At 33.3% G+C, this 15179-nt stretch carries 18 protein-coding genes, 1 tRNA gene and 1 pseudogene; 10 read left to right on the top strand and 10 right to left on the bottom strand.

All coding sequences use genetic code 11. The annotated features are described in order from the left end of the window. Positions 1–245: 245 nt before the first annotated feature. From PVV59_RS03890 to PVV59_RS03905, 4 genes are all read right to left on the bottom strand, one after another. Positions 246–449: a hypothetical protein gene (locus PVV59_RS03890; RefSeq protein WP_273754688.1), complete on the bottom strand. Its 204-nt coding sequence runs from the start codon at positions 447–449 to the stop codon at positions 246–248. Next, on the bottom strand, positions 382–609 hold the full coding sequence (locus tag PVV59_RS03895; RefSeq protein ID WP_273754689.1) for a hypothetical protein: 228 nt from the start codon (positions 607–609) through the stop codon (positions 382–384). The genes PVV59_RS03890 and PVV59_RS03895 overlap by 68 nt, the downstream gene beginning before the upstream one ends. Next, on the bottom strand, positions 606–1268 hold the full coding sequence (locus tag PVV59_RS03900) for a lysozyme (RefSeq protein ID WP_273754690.1): 663 nt from the start codon (positions 1266–1268) through the stop codon (positions 606–608). The genes PVV59_RS03895 and PVV59_RS03900 overlap by 4 nt, the downstream gene beginning before the upstream one ends. 1354 nt (positions 1269–2622) lie before the next feature. Then, positions 2623–2695 (bottom strand) — tRNA-Thr (locus tag PVV59_RS03905). A 436-nt stretch (positions 2696–3131) separates the two neighbouring features. On the opposite strand from PVV59_RS03905, the gene PVV59_RS03910 reads away from it, so the two are divergent. Continuing rightward, entirely contained in the window at positions 3132–3335 is a 204-nt protein-coding gene (locus tag PVV59_RS03910) for a SlyX family protein (RefSeq protein ID WP_273754692.1), read from the top strand. Between the two features lie 773 nt (positions 3336–4108). On the opposite strand, the gene PVV59_RS03915 is transcribed toward PVV59_RS03910, so the two are convergent. Continuing rightward, on the bottom strand, positions 4109–4447 hold the full coding sequence (locus PVV59_RS03915) for a hypothetical protein (protein ID WP_273754693.1): 339 nt from the start codon (positions 4445–4447) through the stop codon (positions 4109–4111). 180 nt (positions 4448–4627) lie between these two features. Here PVV59_RS03915 and PVV59_RS03920 point away from each other — a divergent pair, with 180 nt between their 5' ends. From PVV59_RS03920 to PVV59_RS03950, 7 genes are all read left to right on the top strand, one after another. Then, positions 4628–6055 carry an amino acid permease gene (locus PVV59_RS03920; RefSeq protein WP_273754694.1) on the top strand — a complete coding sequence of 476 codons (1428 nt, stop codon included), beginning with the start codon at positions 4628–4630 and terminating at the stop codon, positions 6053–6055. Positions 6056–6096: 41 nt separating this feature from the next. Next, positions 6097–6777 (top strand): energy-coupling factor ABC transporter ATP-binding protein, encoded by a 681-nt coding sequence (locus tag PVV59_RS03925; RefSeq protein ID WP_273754697.1) that lies wholly within the window; start codon positions 6097–6099, stop codon positions 6775–6777. After that, on the top strand, positions 6774–7412 hold the full coding sequence (locus PVV59_RS03930; protein ID WP_273754699.1) for an energy-coupling factor transporter transmembrane protein EcfT: 639 nt from the start codon (positions 6774–6776) through the stop codon (positions 7410–7412). Before PVV59_RS03925 ends, PVV59_RS03930 begins: the two co-directional genes overlap by 4 nt. A 14-nt stretch (positions 7413–7426) precedes the next feature. Next, positions 7427–7981, top strand: coding sequence for a biotin transporter BioY (locus PVV59_RS03935; RefSeq protein WP_273754701.1), 555 nt, complete (start codon positions 7427–7429; stop codon positions 7979–7981). A gap of 243 nt (positions 7982–8224) precedes the next feature. Then, on the top strand, positions 8225–8779 hold the full coding sequence (locus PVV59_RS03940) for a biotin transporter BioY (protein WP_273754703.1): 555 nt from the start codon (positions 8225–8227) through the stop codon (positions 8777–8779). Positions 8780–10920: 2141 nt separating this feature from the next. Beyond that, positions 10921–12078, top strand: coding sequence for a site-specific integrase (locus PVV59_RS03945; protein WP_273754704.1), 1158 nt, complete (start codon positions 10921–10923; stop codon positions 12076–12078). Positions 12079–12388: 310 nt separating this feature from the next. Continuing rightward, positions 12389–12811 carry a hypothetical protein gene (locus PVV59_RS03950; protein WP_273754706.1) on the top strand — a complete coding sequence of 141 codons (423 nt, stop codon included), beginning with the start codon at positions 12389–12391 and terminating at the stop codon, positions 12809–12811. A 237-nt stretch (positions 12812–13048) separates the two neighbouring features. On the opposite strand, the gene PVV59_RS03955 is transcribed toward PVV59_RS03950, so the two are convergent. From PVV59_RS03955 to PVV59_RS03970, 4 genes are read right to left on the bottom strand one after another with little or no spacing between them, the layout of a single operon-like run. Next, complete coding sequence (locus PVV59_RS03955; RefSeq protein WP_273754708.1) at positions 13049–13261, bottom strand: hypothetical protein; 213 nt, start codon at positions 13259–13261, stop codon at positions 13049–13051. Beyond that, positions 13254–13457, bottom strand: coding sequence for a hypothetical protein (locus PVV59_RS03960; protein ID WP_273754709.1), 204 nt, complete (start codon positions 13455–13457; stop codon positions 13254–13256). Before PVV59_RS03960 ends, PVV59_RS03955 begins: the two co-directional genes overlap by 8 nt. Continuing rightward, a complete protein-coding gene (locus PVV59_RS03965) occupies positions 13390–13617 on the bottom strand; it encodes a hypothetical protein (RefSeq protein ID WP_273754710.1) in 228 nt (75 codons plus the stop codon). Before PVV59_RS03965 ends, PVV59_RS03960 begins: the two co-directional genes overlap by 68 nt. Continuing rightward, positions 13614–14276, bottom strand: coding sequence for a lysozyme (locus PVV59_RS03970; RefSeq protein ID WP_273754712.1), 663 nt, complete (start codon positions 14274–14276; stop codon positions 13614–13616). The genes PVV59_RS03965 and PVV59_RS03970 overlap by 4 nt, the downstream gene beginning before the upstream one ends. Positions 14277–14416: 140 nt before the next feature. Between PVV59_RS03970 and PVV59_RS03975 the strand changes: the two genes are divergently transcribed. Both PVV59_RS03975 and PVV59_RS03980 read left to right on the top strand, forming a co-directional pair. Next, the gene (locus PVV59_RS03975; RefSeq protein WP_273754713.1) at positions 14417–14641 is read left to right on the top strand and encodes an antitoxin MazE family protein; all 225 of its coding nucleotides are present in this window, start codon (positions 14417–14419) and stop codon (positions 14639–14641) included. Continuing rightward, positions 14641–14964 carry a type II toxin-antitoxin system PemK/MazF family toxin gene (locus PVV59_RS03980; protein WP_273754715.1) on the top strand — a complete coding sequence of 108 codons (324 nt, stop codon included), beginning with the start codon at positions 14641–14643 and terminating at the stop codon, positions 14962–14964. Before PVV59_RS03975 ends, PVV59_RS03980 begins: the two co-directional genes overlap by 1 nt. 30 nt (positions 14965–14994) lie before the next feature. On the opposite strand, the pseudogene PVV59_RS03985 reads toward PVV59_RS03980, so the two are convergent. Continuing rightward, positions 14995–15179, bottom strand: a pseudogene (locus PVV59_RS03985) (late control protein); the annotation flags it as partial.

The following is a 15179-nucleotide window of genomic DNA, read 5'->3' on the forward strand; positions in this document are numbered from 1 at the left end:
TCTTGTTTTGATAAGATATCCCTAGAATACATCGACATACTCAATCATTTTACGCAAATATAATCCGTAGAATCCTTTGGTTTTAAGTCAAACACTCTCTTGTCACTCCAATAAAATCAAATAGACCACACAAAATGTTTTAGCCCTTTAAGAGCTTTCTGCTTTTAATTTGAATGGACTCATCTCTTTCAAATTTTCTCATTAATTAATGTTTCAGAGAAATTGTATTTTTATCACTTCACTTTTCATGTATGTTTCCACCCACATAGACGCTCACCTTGTTCGTTATGTTTTAGGATATCTCTTGCCAAATTCGGACTAATGGCATTGATGTCTTGTCTATTCAAATAAATTGGCAACCACCCAACACAAGAAGTTCGTTCATTTGTCGCGCAACCAGTTAGAAAGCTTATTGCGCACATCAGCATCACTTTTCTTGTTAATTTCATTTTCTACCTCAAGACGTGTTTTTGCTATATTAAGAGCTTCCTTTGTTTGTTTTTGCTTCTCAACTCTTTTTCCAAGGAAAAAGGCTTTCACTAAAGCTATAGAAAAAGCTGCTATGATTGCTGATGTTGTCGTCAGATATTTTTTTATCCATAAGATCATAAGCGGTGTTCCTGAAAACGTTTAGCAATATATATCATAGCTGTACAAGCAGCTAAAACCATAATGCCTGCTAAAGCCCACTGGACAGGACCATTTCCTGCAAAAAGCCCCCCAAGCCCTGAAAAAGATCCTATAATTGGTGCAAGAGCTTCTATTTTGCAAATCCCTGTTACACCTTCTGATTCTACGACATGATAATTAGGGGCAACACGGGCTCCTTTTGCCCATAAACCCGCTTCGGCTGCTCGACGATTGACAAGACCTTGGATACGTTTTCCACCTACTCTTGTCCATTTTTGCAATTCAGTTGGTATCGCGTCATATTCACTGTTATTAAGCTTTTTTAAAAGTGTAGATTTGTAAAAAGCGGTTATTCCTACATTATAGGAAAATGATACTAAAGCTGCGAATTGCTCATCATTTAAAAAAACGGTAACAGCCTTTTCAACAGCGGCTTCAAACTCTCTCAAATCCTGACAAAGGATTTTTTCAGCTTCTTCTTCCGTAATTTGCATGTCTTTATGGACACTTGGAGCGCCAGCTGCAGTTGTATGCCCATAACCAATTGTCCATATTCCACCAGAATCCTCATAGGCTTTTAAACGTAACCCCTCCAATTGTTTAATCAGTGCAAGCCCTTCTGTTGATATTTTGCGCATTATTTTTAATCCTATAAAAAGCCTATATAAAGCAAGGCGTAAATTCAAAACTTACATCTATTCAATTTTAAAGCACAAAAAAGTGAAAGGGTTTAGTTGATACAAAACCACCTTAATGAACTTTATTAAAAACCATATAATTTTTATTATAGAAAAATCGTCTTAATTAATTTCACTTTGTATTAATTAATTTCCTCTTAAGCCTAAATACAATAATTTTTGTCAAACGAATTTATAACTTACAATCAGATATTTCACCTATAAATACATTGATCTAGAATAATTTAGAGCAAAATTACTTAAAAACTTCAATACCTTTAACCAAAAATCTCTTTTCAAAAAAAGTAAGAAATATAATAATTAATGAAATAATAGGCATTAATCCTTAAATTATTTTATAATCCATAATCTACTCCATGGAAACTTTTATAAAAACAAAAAGAGATATTACAATTAAATACTATCTACCTATAAACTATCTTAGAATCAATATATCGAATACATAACGTATTATATATATTCAATCAAAAAAGCTATAGTTAATTTAAGTTTTCCTTCTTTTTTCTCTAACTTCTTAATTTACTTCAAAAATACCTTCATAAAGGATTTTGAAGAACCAGTTACGTGAATTTTTTTATAAATAAAATATATCTATATGAAAACATAATGGATATGTTATCTCTCTTATAGTCTATTCCTAAATGAAACAATATATTAGAGGAGCATATTCAATCTATAAATCAATGATATTTAATAATTTTTTAAAGAATATTGTACTGTAACAGACTTGAACGGTAGTTTTGGTTATGTATTTTTTCATATGTGTAACGCTTTCAACTTCTTCATATGAAGCGTTTTGGTCAATGATATTATCTTGTCTAATGTTGTATTGGCTACGTTTCCAACAACATTTTAAACCAATTAATCAAGCTGTTGAAATCTTTTTAGGTGCAATAACACAAGGGTTAAAAAAGATTTTTGTAAAAGTTTGAAGTTAGAAAGGGAATTGTTTCCTCTCAGCATTTTTAGCCATTTACATAACATAAAAAATACAAAGGTAACGAGATGCTTTGTGATAATGGTGATAGATATGTTTCACCCCATGAATTTGCACAGCTTTTTAGTGTCTCCACAAACAATACGTACTTGGAGGCTTCAAAGCGTTACTTCCAGAGTCATATAAGTAAGGTCTAGCAGTGAAATGGAGAAAAAAGAGCAGCTAGCCTTTACTCAAAAAAATACGGAGAAAATAACAACAAATTAAGTAAAATTATATAAGCCACAAGAGGTGGTCTTGAAACAGATAATTAAAGAGAAAATCTATATATTTCAATGCACTAAAAGCAAAAAACGGTGCCGCATGCCGGATTCGAACCAGCGACCCCATCATTACGAATGATGTGCTCTACCAACTGAGCTAATGCGGCGCAGGCTTGTAAGTCAATGAGATAAAACTAATTTAAGAGTAATAGCTAAAAGTATGTATAAAAGCAAGTATGTATTTTTTTCAATAATTTATAAGATATGATAATAACTGAAGGAGGAGAACTGTACAAAAGTCATGGAGGCAATATTCTTATGATTGTAGTGCTATAAAATGTTTTCCGATTTATGATAGTGTTCAAATTATGAAGCTGGAGACCTAGATTTTTAGGAGAGAAAATGATTTTAGGTTATTTTAGCAGAGACTAAAGAAGAGATTTGTTGAATAAGTGTTCAGGAAACTAAAATTTATCATAAACCTTATATAATGTGAAAATAAGAAGAGCAAAATGAATTAAAGCTACTTTTTAATTTTACAGAAAAAAAGAGGTAGAGTTAATGAAATTAATCACGTTTTTTACTTAAGATGGAGTTGGAATCATGTCGGATGAAAATCGGCTGATAGAATTAGAAATGAAGTTAGCTTATCAAGAAAAATTCATTGAGGAACTTTCTTGCGTAGTTACTGATCAATGGAAAAGTTTAGATGAGATCTCTAAAAAAGTTGATGTTTTGGCGAGACGATTTTCAGATTTAGAAGAGCAAAGCCTTACTGAAGCTATTGTTTTACCATTTTCTCAATAAAGCAACATACTGATTTATTAGTAATAATTTATCGTTATTCAATTTAAATTAAAATCTTGAATACTGTAAGATTTTCTTATTTCAAATCTTCCTTAAAATAAGTCAAACCCATGTCTTTTCTACGTTACAAGCGGGATGAGTTTGTGTGGATAAAAAACTATTACTAAAGGGCTAAAAATACCTCTTATGAATCACCCCAAGTACCAAGCGCTGTAGCAACATTTTAAGGTTTGCAAAGTATGTGAGAGTGTCGGCTTGTTACTCTACCGGCGTAAAGATTGAGGTGCTGAATGGGTTTACCATCATATCATTCATGGTCGATGTCATGAAATAGGCTTGGGCATATTGAGATATGTTGTTTTAAAACAAGCGTGTGAGTGTGTAACCCAATGGTGTTTTATTTTACGTGAGGTCTATGCTCCTATAAAGACACTTTTTATATATGATTTCTAGTACTAAACTTAAGAAAGGTTTTTAAGTATAAAATGTAGCCACAGAAAAATCTAGAGGCTTCAATGTATTTCAATTTTTCTATGCAGAGTTTTCTTATAGGTGAGGATTAAATTTATTTGCTAATTTCTTTGAATTTACGCAAATAAAATGATGAGGTCGCTATCGATTAAAAATCATGATTGAACATATATATTTACTATAATAAAGCGTTTTAACCCGTTTTTATGATCAAATGGCTTTTAGTTGTGTTGATAGAGTGAGGGACTCTAGGCTGCATCGGTTGTGTATAGTACAGTGAGCTCGAGAAACCTTTTTCAAATTTAAATGTATTCTCCATTATATGTATATGATATTTTTTGAAAAGGTTTTTGTTTTTCGTAAGTTAAGATACAAAATATTATTGCTAAAGCAGCAAAGATAATCCATGCTGGTAGATAAGTGAGAGTAATACAAATGCAGGATAAAAAGTCAGGCATTGTCTTACAGAGAGATTGCTTAAGGCTATAGATATCTGTTTTCAGAAGATTTACTAGAATTTTATTAAGGGGGGTTATCGTCCAGTGTGATGTGATGACGGAGTGTGCATTATCAATAACAAACGTTATAATTGTTAGTGTAACAAAAATGAAAGCCATTAATTTGAATAAAGAGCGAAGCATATTTCTTCCTGTCGTTTTAATGGAACATTTGCATAATGCACAGAAATATAAGGAGTTGCATTATGAAAAAAAATAGATTTATGTTCTGTTTTATAATTTCTGTTGAAAAAAAATATGTCGAAGGTATTATTGACTCTCCGTGTAAAGATTACAATCAATATTGAGGGGGAGTGAAGGATAATGCTTAAGGATGAGAATAGTGAATTAAAGCGTAATCTTCAAAATCGCCACATTCAAATGATTGCTTTGGGTGGCGTTATAGGAACGGGGCTTTTTTATGGATCAACAGAGGCAATTCAATTAGCGGGTCCTTCGGCTATTCTAGCTTATCTTTTTGGGGGGATTATTATTTATTTCATTATGCGAATGCTTGGTGAAATGTCTGTAGAAGAACCAACATCGGGTGCTTTTAGTTTTTTTGCTTATAAATATTGGGGAAGTTTAGCAGGTTTTATAACAGGTTGGAATTATTGGTTTCTTTATATTCTCGTCAGTATGACTGAACTTACAGTGATTGGATTTTATCTAGATCATTGGATTTTGATTGATCATTGGAAGTCATCCTTCATTGTACTTTTATTTGTTACATTAGTTAATTTATCTAATGTTCGTTTTTATGGCGAATTTGAATTTGGTTGTGCTTTAATCAAAGTTGCTGCTGTTATTGGTATGATTATTTTTGGGATTTTTCTCATTGTCACTGGAATAGGGGAAAATCAAGCGAATATCCATTATCTTTGGGATAACGGCGGTTTTTTTCCGTATGGAGTCATAGGGGTTGTTTTGGCGACTTCTGTAGTAATGTTTTCTTTTGGAGGAACCGAGCTTATTGGTGTTGCCGCTGGAGAAGCATCTAATCCACAAAAAACAATTCCGGCGGCTATTCGTCAAGTTATGTGGAGAATTATAATTTTTTATATTGGTTCTATCAGCGTTATTATGATAATCAGCCCGTGGAATATGATTGGAAAAAATGGTAGTCCTTTTGTTACAATTTTTGAAACTGTAGGAATTCCCGCTGCGGGTCATATTTTGAATTTTGTGGTTATTATGGCAGCTATTTCTGTTTACAATAGTGGCATTTATTCGAATGGTCGTATGCTTTATAGTTTAGCGATACAAAAAAATGCTCCACATATTTTCAGTAAATTGAATGCTGCTCGTGTTCCTTATGTTGCTATTCTTTTTTCATCGTTGTGTACGGCAATAATCGTCGTTATTAATGCTTTCGTTCCTGACAATAGTTTTATGCGAATTATGGCTCTTGCAACTGCTGCTGCACTTATTACTTGGGCTATTATTGTTATTGTTCATTTGAAGTTCCGAAAGTCCCATAAGAACAAAAAGGGAAACTTTATTTATGCATTTGGTTTATATCCTTACGCGAACTATCTTTGCTTATGCTTTCTTGCTTTATTATTTTGTATAATGTTTATAAGTGGGTTTGGGAAAAATGGATTAATGGCTCGATTTTTGGAGATGGTAGGAATAAGAATACCTTTTCTTGCAACATATATTCCTGCACAGATGCCTGATATGAGTTTGGCAGTTATTATTATTCCTCTATGGTGCTTATTTTTACTTTTAGGCTATAAGCTTAAGCGTTAACGGTAAAAGAGGTAATATAAAGGGATTGATTGGAATAAATCTTGGAAATTATAAAATTTGATAAGGTGACACAAGTCTTTGGTGATTTGTGTGTTTTAAGGGGTATTTCTGTAGAGCTTACCGAAAGACGAATAGCTGTTATTGGTGCGAATGGTTCTGGAAAAAGTACATTTGTTCGTCTTATCAATGGGTTACAATTACCGTCTCATGGTTCTGTAAGCGTTGATGGGCTTGATACAAAGCGTGATGCAAAGGCGGTAAAGCGTAAAGTAGGATTTGTTTTTCAAAATCCTGATAATCAAATTGTTTTACCATTAGTGGAAGAAGATTTATCTTTTGGTCTCAAAAATCTAAAACTGAGTAAAGATGAAATTAAAAAGCGTATAGATGAAATTTTACAGCGCTATGATCTTCAAGCTTTTAGAGATCACCCAGTTCATTTATTAAGCGGTGGACAAAAACAACTTGTAGCCATTTCCAGTGTAGTAGCAATGAAACCAGACTACATTGTTTTTGATGAGCCAACGACATTACTTGATTTACGAAATAAGCTCCGTGTTGCACAGGTTATAGAAGAGTTATCACAAACAGCAATTGTTGTATCACATGACTTGGAATTTCTCAAAAAATTTGATAGAGTTCTTGTTTTTGAGAGAGGGGAGATAGCAATTGATGATGTACCTTTTGTTGCTATCAAGGAGTATATAAGAAGAATGTCATGATCGGTTTATATATTCCAAGGGATACCTTTATTCATAGGCTTAGTCCGTGGGTTAAATTATTATTTCTTACGGTGTGTGGAACTACTATAATAATGGTTTCATCTACGCCGCTTCTTGGGCTATTTTTATTACTTTTAGTCTTATTCTATAGAATCGCCAAGATCCCTTTTCGTACTGTGATAAAACAGTTTAAATCGATAGGATTACTTTTAGTTCTTCTCTTTGCATTTCAGACTCTTTTTAGTAGTCTACTTACAGGGGTCGAGGTCATATTACGCCTTATCATTCTTTTTTCTTTATCATCACTTATTTCATTTACAACAAAAGTTTCAGATATGGTGGCTTCAATTGAAGCAGGGCTTCAGCCATTTAGGTATTTTGGTATAAATCCATCAAAAGTAAGTATGGTTATCTCTATGGCTATCCGCTTTATTCCTCTTTTGATGGAAAAGTTTAATGAAGTGCGTGAAGCACAGCAAGCACGTGGACTGAATACGAATATTGTCGCTCTTGCAATACCTTTAATTATACGAACCATAAGAATGGCTTCAGAAGTAGCGGAAGCATTGGAAGCGCGTTCTTATGATACTGATACTATTGATAAAGTATCTAATAATAATCAAAGCTTTTCATAATGAAAGGATAATAAATGAATACAAAAGACTTAGCCTATGTTGCTTTATTTGCTGCTATTTACGCTGTTTTGGGTCTTTTCCCACCTATCCATCTTCCTTTTTTGCTGGGGGTACCTATTACAGCTCAGTCGATGGGACCAATGTTAGCAGGATCTATACTTGGAGCAAAAAGGGGGGCTTTAGCGTCACTTCTTTTTCTTGTCCTTGTTGCGATTGGATTACCTCTATTACCTGGTGGTCGTGGTGGAATCAGTGTCTTTGCAGGAATTGCTAGTGGCTATCTGATAGGTTTTCCATTTGCTGCTTTTTTTATTGGTTTAATGGTTGAATTGTTTTGGCAACGGTTAAATCTTATAACATTATTTGTGATAAATGCTGTAGGTGGTATAGGAGTTGTCTATGCTTTTGGTGTTCCATGGACAGCATATATGACGAAAATCTCTCTACTAGAAGCTTTAATAGCATCATCGGTTTTTTTGATAGGCGATAGTTTAAAAGTACTGATTGTATCCTTTGTTGCACTTGCAATTAAAAAATCTGTTCCTCTCATTTATAAAAAGGAAGAGTAGTTTTTATTTTGGATATATTTAAAATATAGGAAATATTATTGATATATGTAATATTTTATTTTTGCATCAAAAAGGCATTAATTTTTTGATTTTTTATTATATCATATAATTTATATTATTAATTATATTTGAATTATCTTGAGACATTTATCGTTCTGTAAAAGTGTATTCTTAACTCAGAATGTTGTTGTAGATCAATGATAACAATAACTAAAGATTATTTCATAATGAAGGAATGGTTTAGTGAATACAAAAGATCTAACCTATATTGCTCTATTTGCTGCTATTTACGCAGTTTTAAGTCTTTTTCCATCTATTCATCTGCCTTTTTTGCTGGGGGTACCTATCACAGCGCAGTCTATGGCTCCGATGTTATCAGGATCTATACTGGGGGCAAAAAGAGGAGCTCTAGCATCACTTCTTTTCCTTGTTCTTATTGCAATTGGATTGCCTCTATTGCCAGGAGGGCGTGGTGGAATCAGTGTGTTTTCAGGTGTCACCAGTGGTTATTTAATCAGTTTTCCATTTGCAGCATTTTTTATTGGCTTTATGGTTGAGTTATTTTGGAAACGGTTAAACTTTATAATATTATTTTTGATAAATATGGTGGGTGGTATTGGAATTGTCTATTCTTTTGGAATACCTTGGGTGGCTTATATGACACAGGCTTCTTTGCTAACAGTTTTAATAAGTTCATTAGGTTTGTTAATTGGTGCTTTTATAAAAGTGCTGATTGCATCTTTTGTCGCGCTTACCATTAAAAAAAACATCCCTCTCATTCATTCCAAGACAGGATAGTTATAATTTTAACTACAGTTTTGCATTACCTTGCATGGGAAAGCTAGAATAAAAATAGTAATAAGATAAATTTCTTTTCATTTTAATGAAAAAGAATATCCAGTAAATAATAATTTATTATAACTAATAATGATCAATATGAAACAGTTACTCATATAAAGGAATATTTTCGTGTTTTATTTTTAGTTTTATACATAAATTTTAATAGATTATTAAACAAAAGTTATACATATTTTTAATATAATTAATTAAAAAAATACATCTAATCGTATTTTAATGTATATTATAAATATCTGATTTTTTTAGTTATAAAAATAGAATATATTATATAATTTTCATCTTTTGTTAAATATAATATAGACACAAAAATATAATTATGTTAATTCCATTATGAATATTTATTAATGGAGGTAAATTATAAAAATGATTATAAAATATTTATTTGCCATATGTGCTATATTATTAATTTTTTTATCTGTTGTGAAAGCATCTGAATATACAATTTTAGCAGAAGAAACGTCTGTTACTGTTAATAATCCTATTTATAAATCAAACTTATTTTTTAGTAAACAAAGCAGTCATTTATTAAATAAAGTTATTTTACTAACTCATCCTAGTGATCATAGTGTATTTTGGAAAAATATAAATTATGTTTTTCAAACAGCAAAACGTATATATATCAATTTAGGAATATATTTATATTCTTCAATATTTTCCATATTCAAATGGTAGATTATTTAATTTTTTTAGAGAGGAAATAATTATTATCATAATATAATAAATAACATGATGTTTAACTATTAATTAATAAAATTTTATAATAAGTTTTAAAAAATATTGATATTTTTGTAAAACAATGAGAATAATTGTTATTGAACTTTGCACCAATTGATTTTAAAATTTTACCTTGTTGAAAGAAGGTTTATAAATTTTTTAGAGAAAAGGATGTGGGATAGGTACAAAATGATCAATCGTTTGATCACTTCCTTTTAATCTGGCTTTCCGACTTTCAAAAGGACCCACATCAATATCTTTTTAATTGAAAATTACGCATTACTTTATGCTTTTATGCCTCATGTTTTTTAATAGGATTATGTCCTTCACTTGCAAAGAGAACAGCTCAAACATGATTTACTTATTATTGTTAATTTACGAGTTTTTTTTTCAAAAGGCATTTCTCAAGACACGTTACACCTATTTTGTGACGATGCTTGTGAATGCTATAATGCTAAAGCATCCACGAATCATAATATTCGGACACCAGCATCTCTCAGTTATGAAGGAGAAAGTTGATACCATCATACATTTTTGTCAGTTTCAATGTTGCTATAGCTCTTGGCACTTAGATGGTTCGTAAAATGTTTTCTATTCACATGCTAGCTCCCCTTGCGATGTGCAAGAAAGAGATTTTAATTGATTGAATATAAATAAATTTAAAATGAGAGATCTATGATATTCAGGTTTTTCATTTAACAGACAAAACGATAAATTATTATGGAAAATTAATATATTGTATGTTTAAAAGGACTAATATAAATTTAAAAAATTTTTGTAAAAACGCATTATCGCTTTCTTTGATGCTTTTAATAATTTTTTATTGAAGGCTTTGTATTTCTTAGTTCTTAGAAAAAGTCATTATCCCGTTGGATAACTTTGATATAGATAATTCCATTAATATAGCACATATCATCGAAAATTTTCAGGACCAAATTAACGTTGAAGTATAAATAATTATAATGAAATTAGAAAGATTTTTTAAGAATTCATTTTGTTAAAAATAAAAGAATTTTGAGTGTTCGAATCAATAAACATACCTCAAGAAGAAGTCTTGACAACACAATAATTAAGAGACACGCTGGGAAATCATATTCTCTCACTTTTATTCTAGTATTCCTCAGCCTTTAAAAATACTAGTAAAAACAATAAATTATACTTAATAAAACAAAAAGTTGTGCCCAGACGCGGCAGGCAGGGGCTTATCAACAAGATTCAAAGTATATAAAGATGTGTAAGAGCGTATTGATGTGTATAGTTTTTTATGTTTCAATAAAAAAATTAAGAATTAAAGAAAAAATCTCAAATCAAAAATTTAAGGTGGTCTAAAAGGTGGACCCAAAAAGGTGGACGAGAAGGTAAATTAAGTGAGGGGGATTCATAGATTATCAGCTGCATTCGTAAAGGCATCTCCTCAAGGTAAATATTGTGATGGGGCAGGGCTGTGGTTGAATGTTCGAAAAGACAATACACGCTCTTGGTTTTTTCGCTATACGCACCACAATAAGCGCCGAGAAATGGGACTTGGTCCTGTTACGAAACTCTCTTTAAAAGAAGCGCGAGAACTTGCAAGATATTATAGCGATATTCTGAAAGAAGGCAATGATCCTATTGTCTTTCGAGAACAAACTGTCTTAAAGCAGCAAAGCAATATGTTTAAAGAAATTGCGCAGGCAGCTTTTGAAAGTAAAAAAGCCGAATTAAAAAATGAAGGCAAAAATGGGCGTTGGTTTTCTCCGTTAGAATTACATGTCATACCGCAGATAGGTAGCTTATCTATAGAAAAATTAACAGCCAATATCATTCGCAATGTTCTCTCACCCCTTTGGCATGAAAAAGCAGATACAGCACGAAAAGCACTTAATCGTATTAACATTTGCTTGAAATATGCTGCGGCTCTTGGTTTAGATGTTGATCTACAAGCTTGTATGAAAGCACGTGCTCTTTTAGGAAAGCCCCGTACTACATCAACAAATATTCCTGCTATGCCATGGCAAGAGGTTCCGGCATTTTATCAAAGCTTGGATGATAATATCCTTTCAAATTTAGCCTTGAAGCTTCTTATTTTGACAGGGGTACGGTCATATCCATTGCGCTATTTGCGCCTTGAACAAATTGATAAAAAGATATGGACTATACCAAAAGAAAATATGAAGGGTATTGTGGGAAAAGTTTCAGATTTTCGCGTGCCATTAAGTCATGAAGCTTTGAAAATGATTGAAAAATCTCTCCCTTTTGAGAAAAAAGGGTTTCTCTTTTCTGGTCTTACCGGCAAGCCAATTTCTGATGCAAGCATGGCAAAATATATGACAGTTTGTGGTTTAACTTATCGCCCCCATGGTTTCAGATCTAGTCTTCGTGACTGGATAGCAGAAACAACGTCAACACCATTTGAGATTGCCGAAACTGTTCTTGCGCATTCCGTTGGGAGTTCAGTGACAAAAGCTTATATGCGAACGGATTTTTTAGAACAGCGACATGTTCTCTTGGAACAGTGGGCTGCATTTATAACAGGAGCGACTTGATATTATTCCTGTGATGTGTATTGTCAAATCAGGTGCCTGAAAGACACCGAACGATAAGCGGATAGATTACCGAAATAGTCTCTTCCCGCCGAAATTTAAAAACTTTGACTCATCACATGCTTTGTAGCATATAGTGATTTTGTCGGGTGTGGTTACACTATACAATACCTTTGCAGGGAAAGTGTAACGGATGGGCTTATCGCCGTATTTGTTAGCGCCCAGTGCCCTTTTACGACGTCATTAACAAATATCTAATCAACAGGCTTTAAAGCCTTCTCATAGTCAATAAATCCATTAAAAAAGGGGAAAAATGAAACAAACTTTAAAATTATTAAGCTGCATAGCTTTATTAAATATGGCTGGATGTTACTCAAAGCCTCCTTCAACATACTTTGTTATATGGGAAAAGCCAGGTGTAAATTCTACTGAGGTAGGAAAAGCACTGTTAGAGTGTGGTGCGCTATCTCCTTCTAGTAGTAGTATAGCCAATAGCAAATTAGGTTTTCATGAATGGTCGATAATTCATGCTTGTATGATCCAATCAGGATTTCACCATAAAAAAATTAAAGATGGGAAATGGTGTGAAAATTGTAAAGATGATAGGATTCCGGTGTATTCTCTTAAGAGTTCTGTCATGACTCAGAGAAGTGTCGAGAGACGCTTAAACAGCTCGTTTTGTAAAAACAAAGGTATAATAAAACTCTTAAATATCAACACTCCGTTTTGCCATTGATCATCAACAATCAAAATGCTGTATGAGGTAGAAATAGCTTATATGCAAACAGATTTTTTAGAGCAAAGTTTTAACAAATTTTTTTGCGTATTTTTTTAGCTATTTTGAGGGGAAATTTGATGTGTCAAATTTAAAAAAAACACTGTAAAATGTGTAAAAATATTATTGATCGCTTTCATGAGACGTGCAAAATTAAAAATCTATTGGCTAGAAAATTTTGCACGTCTCAAAGTGTATTTAGAGTCGGATATTTGGTTTTTGTGTAAAAATACTTACTAATGCATCCATAATACGTGAAAAATCAAGCGCTAATAAGAGTATAATCAGTACAATCCATTTCGTATAACGAGACATCACCTTTACACTTTTATAGGTCATAATGATTTCTTGAAGGATTTCTTTTTCCGCTTCTGTAAGCTCTATATCGTCTCTTGTTTTTCTTCTAGCCATGTTCCCATCCACACAAACGTTCACCTAGGGTGTTATGTTTTAAGATATCTCTTGCTAAGTTTGAACTGATGACGTTAACATCTTGCCTCTCTAAATAAATAGGCAACCAACCAACACAAGAGACATACTTATTTGTCGCGCAACCAACGAGAAAGAGCAGTGCGCACATCAGTGTCGTTTTTTTGATTAACTTCATTTTCCACCTCCAGGCGTGTTGTTGCTGCCTTTAGCGTTTTTTCTGTTTGCTTTTGCTGTTCTGCTTTTTTGCCAAGGGTAAAAGCTTTAGCCAAAGCCATAAAAAAAGCGGCTAAAGCCGCGCCTGTTAACAGCAGATTTCTTTTCATCCAGAACATCATAGGCGGTGCTCTTGAAAACGTTTAGCAACAAAGAAAATACCAGCACATGCCGCTAAGATCATAATGGTTGCCAAAGCCCATTGCACTGGACCATTGCCTGCTAGTAAGCCGCCAAGACCTGAGAAAGAACCAATAATTGGTGCAATGGCTTCGGCTTTGAAAAGCCCTGTTGGTGCTTGTGTTTCTACGGTTTGATAGTTGGAGGAAACAAACGCCCCTTTCGCCCACAAGCCTGCTTCTGCGACACGTCGGTGGACAAGACCTTGCAAGCGTTTACCACCGGCTTTGGTCCATTTCTGTAATTCGGCCGGGATTGCTTCATATTCACCTTGATTGAGCTTTTTTAGCAGTGTAGAATTGCAAAAAGCTGTTGTTCCTACATTATAGCAAAAGGAAACCAATGCCGCGAATTGTTCATCTGTTAAGGCAACTTGAACCGCTTGTTCAACGGCATTTTCAAATTGTTTTAAATCTTGGCGAAGCAATTCTTCTGCTTGTTGTTCAGTGACTGTCATGCCTTTGTGGACAAAAGGTTTGCCAGCACTGTTGGTATGCCCATAACCGATTGTCCATACCCCAATGGCGTCTTTATAAGCGCCTAAGCGCAAGCCTTCCCATTGTTTGATCAGTGTAAGACCCTCTTGTGATATTTTTCGCATAAAATTCTCCATAAAAAAGCCCCACACAAGGTGAGGCTGAGTGAAAATCGAAAATTGTAATTATCGCGTATTGTAAGAATCTCGTTTCATGTAACTTTTTTCTGTGTTATACGTTACATGAAACAAAAGGAGATTTTGTTATGGGTACAATGAACGTTAATGAACGGGTTCAAAAACATCGCAATGCACAAAGAAAAGCAGGTTTGCGCTTAATGCAAATTTGGGTTCCAGATACACGCAGACCAGACTTTACAGAAGAGTGCCGTCGTCAATCCCGTTTAGTGGCAAAAATGGATAAATCTGATACATCTATACAGTTATTTATGGATCAATCTTTAACGGATGTTGATGGCTGGACAGAATAATGCGGGGTTCTCTTGTAACAATAGCTATGCAAGGTGATTTTGGTAAACCAAGACCTGCATTGATCATTCAAGCGAATGAATTTAGTGAACATACAAGCATGACGGTTTTACCAATTACAAGTACACTTATTGATGCTCCATTACTTCGCATTACGATTCAGCCAAATGACAAGAATGGTTTACAAAAGCCTTCGCAAGTAATGATTGATAAAATTATGACGGTAAGATGTGAAAAAATTAGTCCAGCTTTCGGTTTCATTCCTGTAGATAAAATGGTAGAAATTGAACGTTGTTTGGCTGTATTTTTAGGAATAGTAAAATAAAAATTGGATTTCTTTATCAGATAGTTTTATTTATATATCCTCTTCGTCCATATGGATGACGCCGTCTCCTTCGTCGCATGCATTGGGAGGGGCGTTTGGATCAAGGGTATCGTCTTTGTCTGGTATGGTGTTTGCTACGTTTTTTGCAGCATCTTCTTGGGCTTTATCAAAAAGTTCGCAATCTATTTTTGTTGTATACCCACCTGTTTTATCAA

It is taken from the genome of Bartonella sp. MM73XJBT.G (genome assembly GCF_028618435.1).
Lineage (GTDB): Bacteria > Pseudomonadota > Alphaproteobacteria > Rhizobiales > Rhizobiaceae > Bartonella.

What these genes read in the sequence shown, in the direction of transcription:
- PVV59_RS03980 (WP_273754715.1), top strand. Translation starts at nt 14,641, where the DNA reads ATGCGGGGTTCTCTTGTAACAATAGCTATGCAAGGTGATTTTGGTAAA.
- PVV59_RS03895 (WP_273754689.1), bottom strand. Translation starts at nt 609, where the DNA reads ATGATCTTATGGATAAAAAAATATCTGACGACAACATCAGCAATCATA.
- PVV59_RS03915 (WP_273754693.1), bottom strand. Translation starts at nt 4,447, where the DNA reads ATGCTTCGCTCTTTATTCAAATTAATGGCTTTCATTTTTGTTACACTA.
- PVV59_RS03900 (WP_273754690.1), bottom strand. Translation starts at nt 1,268, where the DNA reads ATGCGCAAAATATCAACAGAAGGGCTTGCACTGATTAAACAATTGGAG.
- PVV59_RS03930 (WP_273754699.1), top strand. Translation starts at nt 6,774, where the DNA reads ATGATCGGTTTATATATTCCAAGGGATACCTTTATTCATAGGCTTAGT.
- PVV59_RS03935 (WP_273754701.1), top strand. Translation starts at nt 7,427, where the DNA reads ATGAATACAAAAGACTTAGCCTATGTTGCTTTATTTGCTGCTATTTAC.
- PVV59_RS03955 (WP_273754708.1), bottom strand. Translation starts at nt 13,261, where the DNA reads ATGGCTAGAAGAAAAACAAGAGACGATATAGAGCTTACAGAAGCGGAA.
- PVV59_RS03960 (WP_273754709.1), bottom strand. Translation starts at nt 13,457, where the DNA reads ATGAAGTTAATCAAAAAAACGACACTGATGTGCGCACTGCTCTTTCTC.
- PVV59_RS03890 (WP_273754688.1), bottom strand. Translation starts at nt 449, where the DNA reads ATGAAATTAACAAGAAAAGTGATGCTGATGTGCGCAATAAGCTTTCTA.
- PVV59_RS03950 (WP_273754706.1), top strand. Translation starts at nt 12,389, where the DNA reads ATGAAACAAACTTTAAAATTATTAAGCTGCATAGCTTTATTAAATATG.
- PVV59_RS03910 (WP_273754692.1), top strand. Translation starts at nt 3,132, where the DNA reads ATGTCGGATGAAAATCGGCTGATAGAATTAGAAATGAAGTTAGCTTAT.
- PVV59_RS03970 (WP_273754712.1), bottom strand. Translation starts at nt 14,276, where the DNA reads ATGCGAAAAATATCACAAGAGGGTCTTACACTGATCAAACAATGGGAA.
- PVV59_RS03965 (WP_273754710.1), bottom strand. Translation starts at nt 13,617, where the DNA reads ATGATGTTCTGGATGAAAAGAAATCTGCTGTTAACAGGCGCGGCTTTA.
- PVV59_RS03920 (WP_273754694.1), top strand. Translation starts at nt 4,628, where the DNA reads ATGCTTAAGGATGAGAATAGTGAATTAAAGCGTAATCTTCAAAATCGC.
- PVV59_RS03975 (WP_273754713.1), top strand. Translation starts at nt 14,417, where the DNA reads ATGGGTACAATGAACGTTAATGAACGGGTTCAAAAACATCGCAATGCA.